The organism is Pseudomonas oplopanacis, from assembly GCF_057128725.1.
Window position 1 is genome coordinate 87,447 of sequence record NZ_JBSKHV010000014.1, and the last position, 17,503, is coordinate 104,949.

At 59.1% G+C, this 17,503-nt stretch carries 15 protein-coding genes and 2 pseudogenes; 8 read left to right on the forward strand and 9 right to left on the reverse strand.

What is annotated here, in order from left to right; translation table 11 throughout:
* Positions 1-18 precede the first annotated feature (18 nt).
* Complete coding sequence (gene gltS / locus ACWKV5_RS23875; RefSeq protein WP_483843255.1) at positions 19-1,233, reverse strand: sodium/glutamate symporter; 1,215 nt, start codon at positions 1,231-1,233, stop codon at positions 19-21.
* Positions 1,234-1,616: 383 nt separating this feature from the next.
* On the opposite strand from gltS, the gene ACWKV5_RS23880 reads away from it, so the two are divergent.
* The 3 genes from ACWKV5_RS23880 (at position 1,617) to ACWKV5_RS23890 (ending at position 7,146) form a co-directional block, all read left to right on the forward strand.
* Entirely contained in the window at positions 1,617-3,239 is a 1,623-nt protein-coding gene (locus ACWKV5_RS23880; protein WP_483843256.1) for a methyl-accepting chemotaxis protein, read from the forward strand.
* A 138-nt stretch (positions 3,240-3,377) separates the two neighbouring features.
* The gene (locus ACWKV5_RS23885; protein WP_483843257.1) at positions 3,378-4,073 is read left to right on the forward strand and encodes a tRNA (adenine(22)-N(1))-methyltransferase; all 696 of its coding nucleotides are present in this window, start codon (positions 3,378-3,380) and stop codon (positions 4,071-4,073) included.
* Positions 4,074-4,209: 136 nt separating this feature from the next.
* Positions 4,210-7,146, forward strand: coding sequence for a sensor domain-containing phosphodiesterase (locus ACWKV5_RS23890; RefSeq protein WP_483843258.1), 2,937 nt, complete (start codon positions 4,210-4,212; stop codon positions 7,144-7,146).
* A 12-nt stretch (positions 7,147-7,158) separates the two neighbouring features.
* Here the strand turns inward: ACWKV5_RS23890 and ACWKV5_RS23895 are convergent, their stop codons facing one another.
* Together ACWKV5_RS23895 and ACWKV5_RS23900 are read right to left on the reverse strand one after the other, a co-directional pair.
* The gene (locus ACWKV5_RS23895) at positions 7,159-8,481 is read right to left on the reverse strand and encodes a DUF1329 domain-containing protein (RefSeq protein WP_483843259.1); all 1,323 of its coding nucleotides are present in this window, start codon (positions 8,479-8,481) and stop codon (positions 7,159-7,161) included.
* 212 nt (positions 8,482-8,693) lie between these two features.
* On the reverse strand, positions 8,694-9,869 hold the full coding sequence (locus ACWKV5_RS23900) for a DUF2252 domain-containing protein (protein ID WP_483843319.1): 1,176 nt from the start codon (positions 9,867-9,869) through the stop codon (positions 8,694-8,696).
* A gap of 562 nt (positions 9,870-10,431) precedes the next feature.
* Between ACWKV5_RS23900 and ACWKV5_RS23905 the strand changes: the two are divergent.
* Both ACWKV5_RS23905 and mqo read left to right on the forward strand, forming a co-directional pair.
* Positions 10,432-10,605 (forward strand): annotated as a pseudogene (locus ACWKV5_RS23905) (DUF6124 family protein); the annotation flags it as partial.
* Between the two features lie 387 nt (positions 10,606-10,992).
* Entirely contained in the window at positions 10,993-12,639 is a 1,647-nt protein-coding gene (gene mqo / locus ACWKV5_RS23910; RefSeq protein ID WP_483843260.1) for a malate dehydrogenase (quinone), read from the forward strand.
* A 63-nt stretch (positions 12,640-12,702) separates the two neighbouring features.
* On the opposite strand, the gene ACWKV5_RS23915 is transcribed toward mqo, so the two are convergent.
* Complete coding sequence (locus ACWKV5_RS23915; RefSeq protein ID WP_483843261.1) at positions 12,703-13,923, reverse strand: MFS transporter; 1,221 nt, start codon at positions 13,921-13,923, stop codon at positions 12,703-12,705.
* A gap of 129 nt (positions 13,924-14,052) precedes the next feature.
* Between ACWKV5_RS23915 and ACWKV5_RS23920 the strand changes: the two genes are divergently transcribed.
* Positions 14,053-14,517, forward strand: coding sequence for a winged helix-turn-helix transcriptional regulator (locus ACWKV5_RS23920; RefSeq protein ID WP_483843262.1), 465 nt, complete (start codon positions 14,053-14,055; stop codon positions 14,515-14,517).
* Position 14,518: 1 nt separating this feature from the next.
* On the opposite strand, the gene ACWKV5_RS23925 is transcribed toward ACWKV5_RS23920, so the two are convergent.
* The 4 genes and pseudogenes from ACWKV5_RS23925 to ACWKV5_RS23940 form a co-directional block, all read right to left on the reverse strand.
* Positions 14,519-14,680, reverse strand: coding sequence for a DUF2986 domain-containing protein (locus tag ACWKV5_RS23925; protein WP_483843263.1), 162 nt, complete (start codon positions 14,678-14,680; stop codon positions 14,519-14,521).
* Positions 14,681-14,734: 54 nt separating this feature from the next.
* A complete protein-coding gene (locus tag ACWKV5_RS23930) occupies positions 14,735-15,061 on the reverse strand; it encodes a low molecular weight protein tyrosine phosphatase family protein (RefSeq protein ID WP_483843264.1) in 327 nt (108 codons plus the stop codon).
* Positions 15,058-15,252 (reverse strand): hypothetical protein, encoded by a 195-nt coding sequence (locus tag ACWKV5_RS23935; protein ID WP_483843265.1) that lies wholly within the window; start codon positions 15,250-15,252, stop codon positions 15,058-15,060. The genes ACWKV5_RS23930 and ACWKV5_RS23935 overlap by 4 nt, the downstream gene beginning before the upstream one ends.
* Before the next feature lie 74 nt (positions 15,253-15,326).
* Positions 15,327-15,424: pseudogene (locus ACWKV5_RS23940) on the reverse strand (ferredoxin); the annotation flags it as partial.
* Positions 15,425-15,456: 32 nt separating this feature from the next.
* Between ACWKV5_RS23940 and ACWKV5_RS23945 the strand changes: the two are divergent.
* Together ACWKV5_RS23945 and ACWKV5_RS23950 are read left to right on the forward strand one after the other, a co-directional pair.
* The gene (locus ACWKV5_RS23945) at positions 15,457-16,197 is read left to right on the forward strand and encodes an AzlC family ABC transporter permease (protein ID WP_483843266.1); all 741 of its coding nucleotides are present in this window, start codon (positions 15,457-15,459) and stop codon (positions 16,195-16,197) included.
* Positions 16,194-16,520, forward strand: coding sequence for an AzlD domain-containing protein (locus ACWKV5_RS23950; RefSeq protein ID WP_483843267.1), 327 nt, complete (start codon positions 16,194-16,196; stop codon positions 16,518-16,520). Before ACWKV5_RS23945 ends, ACWKV5_RS23950 begins: the two co-directional genes overlap by 4 nt.
* A 13-nt stretch (positions 16,521-16,533) precedes the next feature.
* On the opposite strand, the gene ACWKV5_RS23955 is transcribed toward ACWKV5_RS23950, so the two are convergent.
* Positions 16,534-17,394 carry a LysR family transcriptional regulator gene (locus ACWKV5_RS23955; RefSeq protein WP_483843268.1) on the reverse strand — a complete coding sequence of 287 codons (861 nt, stop codon included), beginning with the start codon at positions 17,392-17,394 and terminating at the stop codon, positions 16,534-16,536.
* Positions 17,395-17,503: the final 109 nt, after the last annotated feature.

Below are 17,503 nucleotides of genomic sequence, written 5' to 3' on the forward strand. Positions count from 1 at the left end.
CGTGAACCGGGCCTGCCGCTAGATACCGCTGAACAGGCCAATGATCACCGCATTGACCAGGTCAATGAAAAAGCCACACACCAGCGGCACAATCAGGAAGGCCTGATGTGCCGCGCCGTATTTTTGCGTCACCGTCGTCATGTTGACGATGGCCGTCGCCGTGGACCCGAGGGCAATCCCGCCGAACCCGGATGCAATCACGCTGGCTTCGTAATTACGGCCCATACAGCGGAACACCACGAAGTACGTGTAGAGCACCGTCAGCAGGATTTGCAGGCTCAAGGCGCACAGAATGAACAGCAACGCGCCGCTGAGCTGCCATAACTGAAGCCCCATCAGCGCCATGGTCAGAAACATGCCCAGGCAGATATCCGAAATCAGCGACAGGCCCAGACGCGCACCGCCCCAGGATTTCAGCCGTTGTTCATCCATCACCGCGAGAACGATGTGGTGAATGACGATACCCGCGAACAGGCAACTGACGAACTTGGGCAGGGTGATGCCGGCATCGACCAACAACAGGTTGAGTCCGTAGCCGAGCATCAGGGTCAGGTTGAGCCACATCCAGGCCCAGAGCACATCGTAGTAGTCCATTGACTGGTGGGGTTGTTGTTCAAGGACGCCGACTTCCAGCGTCCCATCCCCGGAAGTCGTCAGTTGATGACGAAGTATCAGTCGGTTGGCGATCGGGCCGCCAATTACGCAAGCGGCAATCAGGCCGACGGTGTTACTGGCCATGCCCAGTTCATGCGCGTTAGTGATGCCCAGTTTGTCAACGAACAGCGGCGCCCAGGCCAGGGTCGTGCCCGCGCCCCCCGTCAGGGAGATAGACCCCACCATCAACCCCGCCTTGGGATCGAGTCCAAACGCCTCGGCCATACCCATGCCCAGCGCGTTTTGCAGGACGATGAACACGCCCGCGAGCACCAGCAGGATCAGCAGCGGGACGCCACCCTTGAGCAGTTGGCGCATGTCCGAGTTCAAGCCAATGCCGGCAAAGAAATACAGCAACAGGGTGTCGCGAACATCCAGATCAAATTCGACCTCGATGTTCAGGCCGAAATAAAACAGGGTCGTCACCGCCGCACAGACAAAGCCGCCGACCACCGACTCGGGAATACAGTATTGGCGCAGCAAGGCGTTGCGCTGGACAAGGGTTTTGCCAAGGAAAAGCAGGAGGATGGCGAGGGTAAAACTCACGAGGCCGTGAATCTGGAAGATCTGTGGAGTCATTCAGAGCCTGCCTAAAAATATGAAAAATCATTATCAGGATTCGACCGTCCACGATTCAGACCTGAGTCAATGAACGGTGGATGCAGCATAGCAGGCGAGTTAAAACCTTCCCGACGCCCCCGCATCTGTAGCAGCTGACGAGCCTGCGAGGCTGCGTTCGAGGACGAAGTCCTCGCCATCCGGAACCCGCGGTCTACCTAAATTCACACCCGGCATGACCCCCAATTAATGCTGCGAATCTGTCATGAAATGAAAAGAAATTGTCGTCGAATGAATGCTCGGCCACAAAGCACTCGCGTAGATAAGGTCGCCTGCAATTTAGCCCGGTCGTGATGTGCCGGCGCTTTAACCCCACTGCTCGACGACCAGACAAGAAGAAAAATATGCTCAGGAATATAAGTATCGCGTGGCGTGCCTCGATTGGTTTCGCCCTGGTTGCCGTGTTGACTGCCGGGATGGGGATCTTTGCGTTATCCAAACTGGACGACATGCGTGAAAGCACCCGGCAAATCAGTGAGGATTGGCTACCCGGGGTGATGGCTTTGAGTCAAGGCGCGCAAAACGTTCAGCGTATCCGTGCGCTGACCCTGCGCGTCATGATCAGTCGCGACCCGCAGACCCTTGAGCAGAACTACAGCAAGATCGAAGCGCTCAAGGCCGAAACCCGAAAAGCGATGGAGCACTACGAAAAAACCGTTATTGTCGATGAAGACCGGGCGATGTTCGAGCGCTTCAAAGCTGCCGCAACGGCCTACATGTCGCTACAGGCCAAAGTGATCGACTTGTCGCGCAAGGATCAACTCGACGAAGCGCGGGACGTGATCAATGGTGAGATGAACCCGCGTGCGGATGCGTTGAGCAAGACCCTCACCGACCTGGTCGAATTCAACAACCGTGGCGCCAGTGGCGCTGCCGCCCACAGTGTCGACGTCTTCAACAGTGCGCGCAGTGGCGTTTTCGCGGTGCTGTTGATCGTCGCGCTGGCGTCATGCGTCGTGGCCGTCGGCTTGATCCGCAGCATCGTCCTGCCGCTGCTGCAATCGGTTCGGCTGGCCGAAACGGTGGCGACCGGCGACCTCACCACCCGCACCGTGGTGATCGGCTCTGACGAACCCGCGCGATTGATGACGGCATTGGTCACCATGCAGGGCAATCTGCGCGACACCATCATGGCCATTGCCGAGTCGTCCAACCAACTGGCGTCGGCGGCCGAAGAGTTGAGCGCCGTGACCGAAGACGCCAGCCGTGGGCTGCACCAGCAAAATGGCGAGATCGAGCAGGCGGCCACGGCGATCAACGAAATGACCAGTGCCGCGGAAGACGTCGCCCGCAATGCGAGCTCCACGGCCGATGCCACCCGGGCGTCGGACCTGACCGCGCAGCAAGGCCGGCAGCAGGTGTTGCGGACCGTCGACGCGATTGTCGAACTGGCCAGCGGCGTCACGGCCACGGCCGGCGAGGTTGAAAACCTGGCGGGCCGGGTACGCGATATCAGCCAGGTCGTCGATGTCATTCGCACGGTGGCCGAGCAAACCAATCTACTGGCGCTCAACGCCGCCATCGAAGCGGCCAGGGCAGGGGAAGCCGGTCGCGGTTTTGCGGTGGTCGCCGATGAAGTGCGCAGCCTGGCGCATCGCACTCAGCGCTCGACCCAGGAAATCGAGCAACTGGTCACCGCCATCGAGCAAGGGACAGTGCAGGCGGTCAATGCGATGCAAGGCAGCAATACCCGCGCTCGCGACACCCTGGAAGTGGCTCAGGCGGCGGGGCAAGCCCTGGATCAGATTGCTTCGTCGTTCACACAGATCAATGAGCGCAACCTGGTGATCGCCAGTGCGGCCGAGCAGCAGGCGCAAGTCGCCCGGGAAGTGGATGGCAACCTCGCCAACATTCGCGAGCTGGCGTCGCAGACCTCCGCCGGCGCCACTCAAACCAGCGCTGCCAGCCAGGAACTGTCGCGCCTGGCCGTTTCACTCAACGGTCTGGTGGCGAGATTTGCGGTTTAACCAAAGACGTTCGCCGGGGCCATGGCGGGTCAAACCATGGCCCCTGTCGCCGGAGTTTGTAATGCGCGGCGTTGCCCGACACAATCGCGTCCCGATCCGGCCAACGGTGCCGGACATTCGTGGTAAAGGGATCTACAGTTGAACGAACAGACATTGTCCATGCGCCTGGAACGCGTGGCGGCCCATGTGCCCGCCGGCGCGCGACTGGCGGATATCGGCTCGGATCACGGCTACTTGCCGGTCGCGTTGATGCGCCGTGGCGCCATCGCGGCGGCAGTCGCTGGTGAGGTGGCGTTGACGCCGTTCCACGCGGCCGAACGCACCGTGCGCGAGAGTGACCTTGACGCGCGGATCACCGTGCGCCTGGCCAACGGGCTGGCGGCGATCGAGCCGGGCGACGGGATCACCGCGATCAGTATTTGCGGCATGGGCGGCGAGACGATTCGCGACATTCTCGACAGCGGCAAGGCGCGCCTGAGCGGGCAGGAACGCTTGATCCTGCAACCCAACGGCGGCGAGCAGCCACTGCGCCAATGGTTGATGGAAAATGGCTACCGCATTCTCTGCGAGGAACTGCTGCGGGAAAATCGCTTCGACTACGAAATCATCGTTGCCGAGCGCGCCGGCCCGGTGCTGTACACCGCCGAGGAGCTGTACTTCGGCCCGCTGCAGATGCAGGCACGCAACCCTGAATTCCTGGCCAAGTGGCAGCGTGTGCTGCGCGAGAAACAGAAGACGTTGACCCAGTTCGCCCGTGCGCGGCAGGCCGTACCCGAGGACAAACTGCAAGACGTCGCCCGGCAGGCCCGGTGGATTACTGAGCTGCTGGTGTGAGCCGGTCGTACATTTAGAGTGATCAAAAAATAAAACGATTGAAAAAAACTCCCATTAGCTTTAAACGGGAAGATAACCGGCATATTGCCAGCAATCAGAAAGTGAGTATCGCCAGTTACTGGCTCAGGGAGCGCTGATGAGTGTTCGTCCATTGACCGACGCCCCGCGGCAATCGAACGATTGCGACGTTGTCGCATCTCAACTGAATGGACATCTGGATACGGTCGGCATGACCTACGCTGGCAACAAGGACACCATCGAGCAATTGCTGAACCCGGCGCGCCACTGGGCGCACACCACCGCGTGGGCGGTTTACCGCGCCGGTGAACAAATGCATCTGGTCGGGCAGGGCGACCCGCAGGCGCAGTGGCCGTCGAGCGTGGCGAATGAAGACTTCGACGCCTTTTGCCAGACCCAGCGCTTGCACCGCTGGCCGACCGGTAAAGGCGAAAGCGTATTGGGCTGGTTACTCGCCCCCTTGAACGAATCCGCGGAACCGGCGCTCGCCGATTTTGCCCTGCGCCTGGGCATTCAGGTGCAGACCAATACCCTGGCCCGCGCGCAGATCACTCAGCGTGTGCTGTATGAAATTACCTACCTGGCCAGTTCGACCCGCGACCGCTCGGTGTTTCTGGTGGGGGTTCACCAGCTGCTGGCCAGCCTGATCGACGCCGAGAACTTCTATCTCGCACTGTATGACCCGCACACCGGCAAGATCGACTACCCGTATTACGTCGACATCATCGACGTGGATGCCGTGGAGTCCCAGCACTATGAATACCTCGACCCTTCGCACCTGTCGTTGACCGGCCAGGTATTGACCACTGGCCAGCCGTTGCTGATCGACGCCGCCGGCATTCTTGCGGCGCAGGCCGAGAACCGTTTTTACTGCGTAGGTGATCGTCCCGAGTTCTGGATGGGCGCACCGTTGAAAAACGCCTCGGACGACGTCTTTGGCATGCTGGCCATGCAGGTCTACGACGTTTCCCGAACCTACAGCGCAGAAGATCGCGCACTGTTTCTGGTGGTGGCCCGCCACGTGGCCATGGCGTTGGACCGGATTCTGCACCGCGAAGACCTGGAAGAGACGGTGATGCGGCGCACCCTGGAGCTATCGGCCGTCAACGACGCGTTGCGGCAGGAAGTGGCCGACCGACAGCGCGCCGAGCATCTGCAAAGCGCGCTGTTCCAGATTGCCGAACTGTCGAGCCAGCCCGGCGACATGGCTGAGCTGTTTCAAACCTTGCATGGCATCGTCGGTGATCTGTTGTTCGCGCGAAACTTCTATATCGCGCTGTTTGATGACGCGATCAGTGAAGTGACCTTTCCGTATTACGTCGATGAGCGCCAGACCATCTGCCCACCGGCACGCCGTGGCTGCCGGGGCTTGACCGAGTACGTTATCCGTCAGCGCCGACCTTGCCTGATCAACGTCGGCGAAGCTGAACGATTGGCGGCGAACGGTGAAATCGAGCTGGCCAATCAGTCTGTGAGGTCTTACTCGTGGCTGGGCATTCCGTTGTTCGATGGCGATGTGGTGCGCGGCGTACTGGCGGTGCAGAGCTACACCTCGCAGGTGCGCTATACCCTGCGGGACCAGGAACTGCTGACGTTCGTGTCGCGGCACATCGACACCGCGTTGTCACGCCGTACGGCCGCCGAGGCGATACATGCCGCCAACCTCAAACTGGAGGCCCGGGTGCAGAACCGCACCCGCGAGCTCGATCACGCCAATGCCAAGTTGCAACACGAAAACTCCCACGATGCGCTGACCGGGCTGCCGAATCGTACCTACCTGCAACAGCGCCTCAGCCAGGCCTGGTCGGAGTTCGGCAGCGCTGGCGGGCACCTGGCGGTGATGTTCATCGACCTCGACCGTTTCAAAATGGTCAACGACAGCCTTGGCCACCACTTCGGCGACCTGCTGTTGATGCAGGCCGCCCAGCGTCTGCGCGGTTGCCTGCGCGAAACCGACATGCTGGCGCGCCTGGGTGGCGATGAGTTTTCGGTGCTGGCGCCTGAGGCCTCGCTGGAGGTGGTGATCGAAATCGCCGAACGGATTCTGGTGGCGTTCGACCTGCCGTTTTTCATCAATGGCCATGAAGTGTTTTCGTCCTGCAGCATCGGTATCGTCAGCGCCGACAGTCAGTTCCATCACGAGCCGGCCGACTTGCTGCGCGACGCCGATGCGGCGATGTACCGGGTCAAGAGCGCCGGGCGTGACAGCTACGCGGTGTTCAATCAGGAAGTGCGCCGTGAAGTCTCGGACCAGGTCGAGCGGGAAGGGGCCTTGCGCAACGCGCTGAAACGCACTGACGAACTGCTGCCGTATTTCCAGCCGATTGTCAGCGTTGAAACCGGCGAACTGGTCGCCCTTGAAGCGCTGGTGCGCTGGCATCAGCCGGGCGGCCGGGTGATCGCGCCGGGCGAATTTTTGCCGGATGTCGAGGGGTTGCGCCTGATCGGTCGACTGGACCTGTACATGCTCACCAGTGTTGCGGTGATCCTTGCACAGCCCGAACATGCCGATTGGCCTGCGGTGCACGTCAATTGCTCCAGCTACAGCATGACGCGTCCGGACTTCGCCAGTGAAGTGCTTGCCCTGTTGGCGCGGCACGGAGTCGCGCCCTCGCGGATCTGTCTGGAATTGACCGAAGGCGCACTGGTGGCTGAGCCGGCCATCGCCCGCCTGACCATGCAGCAATTGGCCGACAACGGCATGTCGGTGGTACTCGATGACTTCGGCGCAGGGTTTTCATCCCTGAGCTATGTGCATCAATACCGTTTCAGCGGTTTGAAGATCGACAAATCGTTCATCCTCGAACTCACCACCAGTGCACGCAGCCGCGCCATCGTCCGGGCGATTGTGCGGATGGCCGAATCGCTGGACCTGAGTGTGGTCGCCGAAGGTGTCGAGGATGAAGCGACCCTGGACCTGCTGCGCGAAATAGGCGCCGGGCAGGCCCAGGGTTACTACTTCGCCAAGCCGATGGGGTTGGAGGCGTTGTTGGCGAGTTCGCTGATGAGGTCATCCAGCCTGGCGCTTGCAGATGACTCGACAATCGCTCCCTGAAACCCCCGCCAATTAACGAATACCCGCGCCCGCCATCGACTCCGGTACCCACTGCGCCGTCGACAGCGGTTCGATATACCGAATCCCGCCATGCGGGCCCACCACGCCATTGATGTTGTAGGTGCCGCGCGACAGGTCGTACGTCATGAACGGCGTGGCATCCGGCACCTGCTCGTCATAGCTCTGGCTGAGGAACGCGAAGGAGCCACGGTACAGCTTGCCACTCGTGTCGTATTGATCGGAGGCGACAGCGGCCCAGGTGTCTTCATCCAGGTAAAAACGGCGCTTCTGGTAGATGTGACTGGCGCCGGGCTTGAGGTTGCCTTCCACCACGTAGACCCGATGTTTCTCCCAACGCACGAAGTCCGGGGACAGGTAATTGGGGGTGGTCAGCGACTTGGCATCCCGCGCGTAGGTCAGTTTGTAGGTGTTGTAGGGCACGATCATTTCTTGCTTGCCCACCAGCGTCCAGTCATACAGTTCCAGGGCGCGGGCGGTACCTGGGTTCGGTGTGTCGTAGGCCAGGATCGAAATCTGTTTGACCCGGCGCTGGGCCGGCATGTACTGCCAGGCACGACCGGGACGCTGCAGCGGGTTGGTGGCGTTCTTGAGCATGATCGATTCACCAGCGCGCCGCGCAGGGCTGGTATAGGACAGCTTCAGCTGGTAGTAGAGGTCGGAGTTGTTGATGGGCTTCGACAGGTTCTCGTAGATCGGGAAGGAGACGAAGGCCTCGCCGGTGACGGCCAGGCTTGGCACGCCCGCCGAGTCGACGTTCCAAGAGTCGTACTTGGAATGAATGTTGACGCCCTGGTAGCGCAGCAGGAAATTCCACATCGCTTCGGCACCCGATTGCGGGATCGGGAACGGCACACCGGGCAATACATTGTCGAAGGCAATCCCGCCGTTGAGAGAGCGGGCGGCAGTGGCGTTCTTGCGGCTATTGTCCAGCACCGTCTGCGGCAACGACGCGGTGCGGTGGGTCGGGTACACGTCGATGCGGTAACCGGGGTAACGCTTGGCCAACTCGATGGTGGTGGCGGTCAGCATGCCCTTGTACTGATCAACGTTGCGGCCATTGATCACCAGCAGCGGTTTCTCGTGCGCGTAGGGATCGGGGCGCATGCTGTCGCCGATCTTGAAACTGGCGGGGGCAGTGGTCAGGCCACCGTTATAAGGCGGGATGGAGCCATCGGCATTGCCGGCCTTTTCAGCACCGACCAGCGTCAGGTTGGCGCCCAGTTCGGCAGCTTGCTGACTCGATACATAGGCCTGCGCATCAATGGCCAGTGTCATCAGGAGTGAAGCAGCCAGAAGACTTTTCACGATTTTCATATTGTTATTCTCTGCTGAGTGCACCAGGCCACTCGTGGCTCAGGCGGAGCAATCGTGTTCGCCTTGTGGGCGATCAGACGGGCTCAAGCGCCAGATGCTTTTTTATGACTCCCATTAAAAAGCCCCCGAATCGGGGGCGCTTTTCATTCGACGACAGTCGCTTGGCTATTCGTGACAGACGCACAATATCGCGCCCTACGGCAAACGCGTCCTCATAACTCTTCTTCTCTCAACGCAATGATCCGCCCCGATTTCTCGGCGGCCACCAGCGTGGCATGGTCTTTTGCGTTTTGATCGGCATAGGTGAGGGCAAATTTTCCGATGGCCTGATCGAAGGAATCTGTCTTGCCCAGGTAGCCACTGATGAGCGCCGCATCCCCGGACTTGGCGTGGGCGCGGGCCAGGGTCAGACCGCACCACTCGGCGTACATCTTCAATCGAGCGGCGGATATGCCTTCGATGGGCGCTGACATTTTCATGTCTCGCAACTGACGCACAAAGTAATAGCGGCCGTTCTGGCCGCGTGTCCAGCCCAGAAAGATGTCGCTGGACGACTGCATCAGACGCTGCCCCGTGACGACACGTTGCCCCTGGTTCTCGTATTCGCTCTTGCCGGCATAGGGTGCGAGTACCGAGGGGCAGGCTTCCTTGAATTGCAGGAGCAACGGGTGATTTTCTGCGGAAAAGAACAAGCCGACGAAACAATAAGTACCGACACTGCCGATGCCGACTGCTTTGACGGCAATGTCTTCGAGACGGTAACGATCGAACAGCACGCGCCGTTCATGGGGCAGCGACAACCGATAATCCTGCAGCGCCAGATGGACGTTGCGCACGAAGCCTTTTTCATAGACATGAAACAGAATCGGCGGTTGATCGATCAGGCGCCGTCGCCCTCCGACTTCACCGCTGATTTTGGGATAAAGGTAATCGCCAACACGCAGCTTGGCCTTGGCGACTAGTTGCTCGCGGATTTTCTTGATCTCGGCATTGGGTGCCATGTCGACGATCGCTTGGGCATCCAGGCAGTCGTACCAGACTTCCATCGGGCTCATCTTCGAGAATTTGCGCAGGTACTCGCGGTAGGCGCGCACGCATTCGGCGGCGCTGGCCTTTGCCGCTTTATCGCTGAGGCGGTTGTCGCGGGCGGCCACGGCAAAACTGATCGCCAGGCGTTTGACATCCCATTCCCAAGGGGCGGGGAGGGTTTCGTCGAAGTCATTTATGTCGAAGATCAGATTGCGCTCAGGTGTCGCGAACAACCCGAAGTTCATCAGGTGACAATCCCCGCACGCCTGCACTTGAAAACCAGTGGTTGGGGTCGTCGCCAGGTCATGCGCCATCAACCCGGAAGAACCGCGTAAAAAGGTGAAGGGACTGGCCAGCATGCGCCCGTAGCGCACGGGCACCAGGTTGGGCAGTCGATAACGGTTGGACTCTTCGAGGAGCGCGATGGGGTCGCGGTGCTTGCGCGCGGGTTTCCATTCGGCGTGAAGGGCGTGCGGCAGACGCGCGCGTAACTGCTCGCCGGCGTACAGACGTTCCTTGCGTGAGTAAAAGACCCGTTCTTCCCCGTCGTCTTGCGATTGCCCTGACTTGTTGTCGGCGGGCGTGTTTTTACGGGGCGGCATGATCACTCCTTTGCTCAACGAAGTGGTTTCGTTTGGGCGCAGGATCTGATCATTCGGCTGTTCCATCAGCCTGCAGAGAGGGTGTGCGCCAGTGTGTTGGAAAGCGCGAAAGTTAATGTTTGAAGCGTAGCAGCTCTTATTCCGGGTGCCCGGTGGCGCGGATTATTTTGTGTTATTTATGCGAGGTTTTCCGGTTTCAGGTACGCCGCGTGTTCAGTCGACAGGCTGGCTTAAACAAGAAAAGTCGTCCGCGTTTAAATGAAGCCTTCGGTTACCACTCGGAGGCTACAACGCCTTGCGCCATCGCCTACGGGTAAGAACCCTGGGCGTGTTTTTGGTCGAGACGTTGGCCTCGATCGACGTGATGGTCCATCACTTGGTGGATCATCTAGAGGGGGAGGCACGCTACGCCTTGCTGGGCATTTCAAACAGCATCATGGTGGCCGAGATCACGGCGAACGGCGTGCTGGATAAAATAGAACCGTCCGTGTAACCACACATCCTGTGGCGAGGGGGGCTTGCCCCCGTTGGACTGCGCAGCAGGCCCATCTTTTGGGGCCGCTTCGCTGCCCAACGGGGGCAAGCCCCCTCGCCACAGGGACCTGTCAACACCACCATTTGAGGCCGCTGCCGAGGAGGCAGATGTCTTTTGGCTGGATTTAAATGCAATCTGGCACAAAAACAAAGCAAACACCCAAACAGGACTCTTTAATCCTCGTTACCCTGATTTCATTGGGTGCCGAGCATAGAACCCAATCGAGCTCCTGGACTCACGTGATGCTTGATCTTGAAGCTTCTCACCAGGTCTTTACCACCTATCACCAACGATAGAGCTAACTGATCGGTAAGGATGACCGTAACTCTGCGGGAGAAGCACAAGATGAACACGAAACAGCTGAGACACATACTTGCCGGTTTAACCCTGTCTTTTGGCGCTGTGCATTCGCACGCCGAAGAGGCCAGAAAAGTTGATGTACTGCTGATCGGTGGCGGCATCATGAGCGCGACGCTGGGCGTCTGGCTCAATGAGTTGGAGCCGGGGCTCTCGATGGAGATGGTCGAGCGCCTCGACGGTGTCGCCCTGGAAAGCTCCAATGGCTGGAACAACGCGGGTACAGGCCATTCGGCACTGGCCGAGTTGAACTACACACCGCAAGACGAGAACGGAAAAGTCACGATCTCGAAGGCCGTTGAAGTCAATGAAGGCTTCCAGCTGACCCGACAATTCTGGGCGTGGCAGGTCAGGCAAGGCGTGTTGAAAAACCCGCGTTCGTTCATCAATTCCACCCCGCACATGAGCTTCGTCTGGGGCGATGCCAACGCCAGCTTTCTGAAAAAGCGTTATGAGGCATTGCAGGCTAGTCCGTTGTTCCGCGGTATGCAGTTTTCCGAAGACCCGGCCGTGATCAAAAAGTGGGTTCCGCTGATGATGGAAGGGCGTGATCCGAAGCAAAAAATCGCGGCCACGTGGAACCCCAATGGTACCGATGTCAATTTTGGAGAAGTGACCCGCCAACTGGTCGGTTACCTGCAAACCTCGCCGACATTTGCCCTGAAGCTGTCCAGCGAAGTGCAGGACATCACCCGCAACGAGGACGGTAGTTGGCGCGTCAGCTACAAAAACCTCAAGGACGGGAGCCAAACCGTTACTGATGCCAGGTTCCTGTTCATCGGTGCGGGGGGTGGCGCGCTAAAGCTGTTGCAGAAATCGGGTATCCCCGAGGCCAGGGAATATGCAGGTTTTCCAGTGGGCGGCTCATTCCTGGTGACAGAAAACCCGGCCATCACCGAGCGGCATCTGGCCAAGGCCTACGGCCAGGCATCGGTAGGGGCGCCACCCATGTCGGTTCCGCATCTGGATACCCGCGTGCTGGACGGCAAGCGCCTGATCCTGTTCGGGCCATTCGCAACCTTCAGTACCAAGTTTCTCAAGCAGGGCTCCTTTCTGGACTTGCTGAGTACGACCACGACGGACAATGTGTGGCCGATGACTCGCGTCGGCATCAAACAATATCCACTGGTCGAGTACCTGGCTGGCCAACTGATGCTGTCGGACGAGGATCGACTCGATGCCTTGAAGGAATACTTCCCCAACGCCAAAGCCGAAGACTGGCACTTGTGGCAAGCAGGCCAGCGCGTGCAGGTGATCAAGCGTGACGAAGCTGCCGGTGGTGTCCTGAAACTGGGCACGGAGATTGTTACGTCCCAGGACGGCACCATTGCCGGATTGCTGGGGGCCTCTCCAGGTGCGTCGACCGCCGTACCGATCATGGTGAGCTTGCTGCAGAAGGTGTTCAAAGACAAAGTCGCGACGCCCGCTTGGCAGGAGAAACTGCACCAGATTCTTCCGAGCTACGGTACCCAACTTAACGACGATCCGGCGAAAGTGGCTGAAGAGTGGGCCTATACCGCCAAGATCCTTCAACTGATGCCTCCACCTGAGATCAGTCAAGTCGCTACGCCGATGGCTGAAAAAGAGCAGGGCACGCCAGTGAAGGAAAAGGCACCGGCTGACATGGCTCTGTGAAAAACAAGACCACTCATTCGGAGTACGCAACAGCCCGCTGGACGTTAACGTTCAGCGGGTTTTTTAGTGACGCTGTGAAACCCGCTGCAACGTGACAAACCACACAACCCAGGCAGTCACGCTTATCAAGGCGCCCAACAGACTGACGGCCACCCATCCCCATAACGCATACACCTGTGTCGCAGCAGCGGCACCCAGCGCGCTGCCGACCGAGTAGAAACACATGTAAGCGCCGACCATCCGACTCTGTGCGTCCGGTCGTGCAGCGAAAATGATGCTCTGGTTGGTGACGTGTACGGCCTGCACCGCGAAGTCGAGCAGGACCACGCCGCAGACCAGCGCGATCAGCGACGTCTCGGCAAACGTAATGGGCAACCAGGACAACGTCAGTAGCGCCAGCGAAATACCGGTCACCCGCTGTCCCAGACCTTGATCGGCCCAGCGACCGGCTCTTCTGGCAGCCAGGGCACCGGCGACGCCGGCCAGGCCAAACAGGCCGATGGCCGTGTGTGAAAGCGACAGCGGCGGGGCGCTCAACGGCAGCACCATGGCGGTCCACAGAACGGAAAAAGCGGCAAAGATCAGCAGGGCCAACAGGCCCCTGACACGCAACGCGGGTTCGGTGATGAACAGTTTGAACAGGGAACGAATGAGCGTCAGGTAGGACTCGTCATGCCTTGGCGACGCCGTGACCGGCACCACTCGCCACAGCACCGCCGCGAGGGTCAGCATCAACCCTGAGGACACAAAGTACACGGCGCGCCAGCCCGCGATGTCTGCAATCAGGCCAGAGGTAAACCGCGCCAGAAGAATGCCCAGAACAATGCCACTGGTGACCGTCCCCACGGCATGCCCGCGTTGTGAGGGCGTTGCCAGCACGGCGGCATAAGCCACCAGCACCTGCACGACCACGGCCAACAAACCCATCACGACCATGGCACTCAACAGGGCCAGCCATTGCTGTGCTGCGCCGACCGCTGCGAGCGCCACCGCAGACAGCAATACTTGCGAAAGAATCAGCCGCTTGCGGTTGACCAAATCGCCCAGCGGCACGATGAACAGCAACCCCAGCGCGTAACCGACCTGAGTGGCCGTCACCACAACCCCGATCATGGATGAAGCCACACCCAGGCTCTGAGCCATTGAATCGAGTAAAGGCTGCGCGAAATAAACGTTGGCGACGGCCAGCGCGCAGGTGACAGAAAACAATAACGTGAGAAACGGAGAAAGCCCCGCAGGCTGCGTGGACAGGCGTTTGGTGATTAAGTCGGCATCTGCTGTCATGCACACCTCCATGGCGCTAAACTGGTTTCAATTAAAAACTGGATTCGATTGTTGCTGAATCAGGTTTCAAATTGCAACCAGTCTTTTGAGTAGACTGAGCAAAGCCAAAATTTGGGAAGGGCAAAAAAAATGGTCGAAGACGCTTCACCGCAAGGCAGCGAATGCCCGGTCGCCAGAACGCTGGAGGCCATCGGAGATCGCTGGTCGCTGATGATCATCCGCGACGCATTTGACGACATTCGCCGATTCAGCGAATTTCAAAAGAGCCTGGGCGTGGCCAAAAACATTCTGGCGTCGCGCCTGAAAACATTGGTTGAGGTCGGGGTCTTCGACATTCGACCGGCGTCAGATGGCAGCGCCTACAAGGAGTACGTGCTGACGGAAAAAGGACGGGAGATCTTTCCGGTGGTGGTCAGTATCAGGCAGTGGGGCGAACGTTTTCTGTTCCAACCCCAGGAGACGCGTTCTGTGCTGCGGGATAACGCGTTGGGCCAGCCGCTGATGCCGGTCGAGGTTCGCTCATCGAACGGTCAAAAACTTGAGCCCTCTGACTGCCACAGGGTGAGGCTGGTGGATGGCGTTAAAGACGTGTAGATCAACTTTCAGGAGTAACGACCGAGTCTGCACTGGCTTCGGCCTCCAGTTTCAGTCGGTCAGCCTTGCTGATGTATTTTTCCTTGCTTTGCGGCGCCAGTTTGGCGCTGGCCTTTTTGGCGTGGGCCTTTAACAGCTGTTGTATTTTTTTACGGCGGTTCATGTTTTCTACTCGGCGTGTCAGTTCTTGAATGATGGCAGGGGAGGCGCACGAAGCCTAGGCCGGGAGATAGGGCTTCACGGCGTCTTCGAGTATGTCCACCAGCTCAGGATCCATGTAGCGATAGTCGTCGGGAATGTCCAGAGAGTGGATTCGCTTGTGTTCAAGCAGACGGGCGTACTCGGCCTGCAGGCGATTCAGGTGTTTGCGTTCCATGACAAAGATGACATCGGCCCAGCGAATATCCGCCGGGCTGATGGTTTTGCGTGCGTTCGGGCTTGTGCCCGCCGAGCGGGCATTGAAGCCGGGGCGGCGGTGCCAGATCGCTTCCGCCGTGGGACTGCGCCATTGGTTACGACTGCAGACGAACAGAAGGTTTGTCACTCTTGATCCAACAATTGGCGGGTGGTGCGGATGGGATAGCTCATGCCGAGTTGCCGTGCCCTGACTAGCTTGTCGGCACGGGTGTACATCAGCTTCCAGTTCTTTTGCGGCTTGAATTTCAGCGGACGAACTGCTTTATCATTGCCGCGTTTACGGGCCTGTGCACGTCGCCAGGCGCGGGTTCTTTCCATAATCATTTCCTCGTGAGTACCGGGTTCAGCAGCCGCGGTAATACGAGTTGGGCCTATGGTAAGCGTGAATCGGCTTACAAGTCGATGACAAGGTCGGACGAGGTCTGCTGCAACAAAGCAGGCACAATCCTTTGTCGATTTCACTCTGTCGGATGCCGCCGTTGTGGTTCAAAGAAAAGCGCTAAGTCAGGTAAGGGGCACGACATGACGTACCGAACAGGAACAGAAGCTTTTATTCACGGCGTGCGAACGCTGATTCCATTGACGCCCGGCGTCATTCCCTTCGGGTTGGTGACCGGGGTGATGGCAATCGAGATGGGTATGTCGCCAGGCATGAGTATGGGGATGACCTTGCTCTTCTACTCGGGGTCGGCTCAGCTGGTTGCACTCCAGCTTTTGCAAAATGGTGCTGTGCCCGTGGCGGTTGTTGTCACAGCCTTGATCATCAACTTGCGCTTTATCATGTACAGCGCTTCGTTGGCGCCTTACCTGCACCACTTGCCACGTCGTTGGACATGGCCCGTGTCGTACATGCTTTCTGACCAATCCTACGCACTGTGCGCTGTGAAATTATCAACCGGTGAGCTGGGTCGATTTGCCCCCCATTTTTATGCCGGAACCGCTGTTGCCATGTGGCTGACCTGGCAGCTATCGGTGTTGGCCGGGGTGTACCTGGGCGCCAGCATCCCGGAAACGTGGTCGTTGAGTTTTGCCGTACCGCTTTCGTTTTTGGCGCTGCTCGTTCCAAACATTCGGGGGGCAGCGAGCCTGGGGGCCGCAATGGTCGGGGGGCTGATCGCTGTGTTGGCCATAAAGCTGCCATACAACCTTGGGTTGGTTACGGCTTCCATCGGCGGAGTCATGGCAGGGCTATTGATTGAAAGCTTGCGCAAAAAATCGTTGAGCAGGGCTTCAACTGATGACGTCGAGAGGGAAGCGCAATGAGTGATCTGGCTTTGTGGGGGATGTTTCTCGCGGTCGGTATCGGCACGTTTGTCATGCGTCTTTCGTTTGTCGAGATTTATGGTCGGTGGCGAATTCCCACGCTGCTGAGTCGAGCCTTGGTGTACGTGCCGCCGAGTGTGCTGGCCTCTCTGGTTTTACCCGCGGTGGTGTACCCCCATGGGCAGGGTGCGTTTGTGTTCGACAACCCTCAGATACCCGCGGCCATTGTGGCGGCCTGGATCGCCTGGAGGACGCGAAGTACGGTCCTGACACTGGCAGTAGGCATGGCAGCCCTGTGGGGGTTTAAGGTTGTTGCTTCATAAACCTTCTACGCGTCTACCTCCAGGTGGCCTCCAGATGCTGCACCAACCACTCACTAAACCCCCGTGCGCTGCTCTCACTGTCCCGATGCGTCAACACCGCCCAATTCGGCCCGCGAATGGTTTGCTCCACCAACGGCTGCAACAGCCCATCGCTGCACGCCTTCTGACTCAATAGCTGACTCACCAACGCAATACCCAGCCCCGCGCACGCCGCGTCCAGCAACAGTCCGGGATCAGAGAAATTCAGCCCCTGATCCTGCTGGCCAACGTCAATCCCGGCTTCCACCGCCCAATGACTCCAGTCCATTTCCCGCTCGCCGTGCAGGGTGGTGCGCCGTTCGCTCGGCAGCGCCCACTGGCTCGGATGGCACGCCGGGAACAGTCGGTCGGCGTGCAGCACTTTGAAGCTGCATTCAGCCTGGGAGCTGATGTCGTCGCGCACCGCAATGTCGATGGTCTGGGTGGTCATGTCCGGCACTTCATCGGTGCTGTAGATCCACAGGTCCACCTCCGGATGCTGAGCGCGGAAGTCCCCCAGGCGCGGCAACAGCCAATGTCGGGCGAACGCCGGCGTGGTGTTGAGCACCAGCTGATTGGGTTTCTGGTACTGCCCGAGACGGCGAACGCCAACCGCCAATTGTTGCAGCAACGCCTGTGTGGTGCTGAGCAGGTCATGGCCGGCGTCGGTCAGGCTGACGCTGCGACCGCTGCGAAAGAACAGCGGTTGTTCGAGGTACGCCTCAAGGCTGCGGATCTGCTGACTGATGGCTGACTGGGTGAGGTGCAACTCGTCAGCGGCCTTGTGAAAACTGCCCAAACGAGCGGCGGCTTCGAAGCCGCGAAGGGTGTTGAGTGGGGGCCAGTGCTTGAGCATTGATAAGATTTCCTAATCACTTCTGCGCAAAATCCATCGTTTGTTCGCCCGTTTTTCCAGCCGTAGCATGCATGCCAAGACCGCCAACGCAGTTTTTATTGAACACAAT

Excerpts from the sequence above, each read along its gene's own strand:
- ACWKV5_RS23925 (WP_483843263.1), bottom strand. The coding sequence starts at position 14,680 with ATGAACCGCCGTAAAAAAATACAACAGCTGTTAAAGGCCCACGCCAAA.
- ACWKV5_RS23920 (WP_483843262.1), top strand. The coding sequence starts at position 14,053 with ATGGTCGAAGACGCTTCACCGCAAGGCAGCGAATGCCCGGTCGCCAGA.
- ACWKV5_RS23890 (WP_483843258.1), top strand. The coding sequence starts at position 4,210 with ATGAGTGTTCGTCCATTGACCGACGCCCCGCGGCAATCGAACGATTGC.
- ACWKV5_RS23935 (WP_483843265.1), bottom strand. The coding sequence starts at position 15,252 with ATGGAAAGAACCCGCGCCTGGCGACGTGCACAGGCCCGTAAACGCGGC.
- ACWKV5_RS23915 (WP_483843261.1), bottom strand. The coding sequence starts at position 13,923 with ATGACAGCAGATGCCGACTTAATCACCAAACGCCTGTCCACGCAGCCT.
- ACWKV5_RS23900 (WP_483843319.1), bottom strand. The coding sequence starts at position 9,869 with ATGCTGGCCAGTCCCTTCACCTTTTTACGCGGTTCTTCCGGGTTGATG.
- ACWKV5_RS23895 (WP_483843259.1), bottom strand. The coding sequence starts at position 8,481 with ATGAAAATCGTGAAAAGTCTTCTGGCTGCTTCACTCCTGATGACACTG.
- ACWKV5_RS23950 (WP_483843267.1), top strand. The coding sequence starts at position 16,194 with ATGAGTGATCTGGCTTTGTGGGGGATGTTTCTCGCGGTCGGTATCGGC.
- mqo (WP_483843260.1), top strand. The coding sequence starts at position 10,993 with ATGAACACGAAACAGCTGAGACACATACTTGCCGGTTTAACCCTGTCT.
- ACWKV5_RS23880 (WP_483843256.1), top strand. The coding sequence starts at position 1,617 with ATGCTCAGGAATATAAGTATCGCGTGGCGTGCCTCGATTGGTTTCGCC.
- gltS (WP_483843255.1), bottom strand. The coding sequence starts at position 1,233 with ATGACTCCACAGATCTTCCAGATTCACGGCCTCGTGAGTTTTACCCTC.
- ACWKV5_RS23955 (WP_483843268.1), bottom strand. The coding sequence starts at position 17,394 with ATGCTCAAGCACTGGCCCCCACTCAACACCCTTCGCGGCTTCGAAGCC.
- ACWKV5_RS23945 (WP_483843266.1), top strand. The coding sequence starts at position 15,457 with ATGACGTACCGAACAGGAACAGAAGCTTTTATTCACGGCGTGCGAACG.